At 56.9% G+C, this 239-nt stretch carries 1 pseudogene; it reads left to right on the forward strand.

Features of this window, described 5'->3' with window-relative positions:
* Window positions 1-239: pseudogene (locus KVT28_RS26585) on the forward strand (efflux RND transporter periplasmic adaptor subunit); the annotation flags it as partial.

Raw genomic sequence — 239 nt, forward strand, 5'->3', positions numbered from 1 at the left:
CAGGTAGTTGCCGCCGGACAAACCATTGCCACCTTGACTCGCAACGACCTGCTCGACGTGGTTTTCAGCGTACCGGAAAACCTGTTTACCGCGCTGGATATGCGCAACCTGTCCTATCGCCCGGTGGTGCGCATCAACTCATTGCCGGATCGCGAATTCCAGGCCGAGTACAAAGTGCACACCGGCAACAGCAACAGCAACTCGCTGACGTGGCAGGTTATTTTAACTATGCCGCGCCC

Source organism: Pantoea sp. GbtcB22 (genome assembly GCF_019091025.1).
Taxonomy (GTDB): Bacteria; Pseudomonadota; Gammaproteobacteria; order Enterobacterales; family Enterobacteriaceae; genus Pantoea; species Pantoea leporis.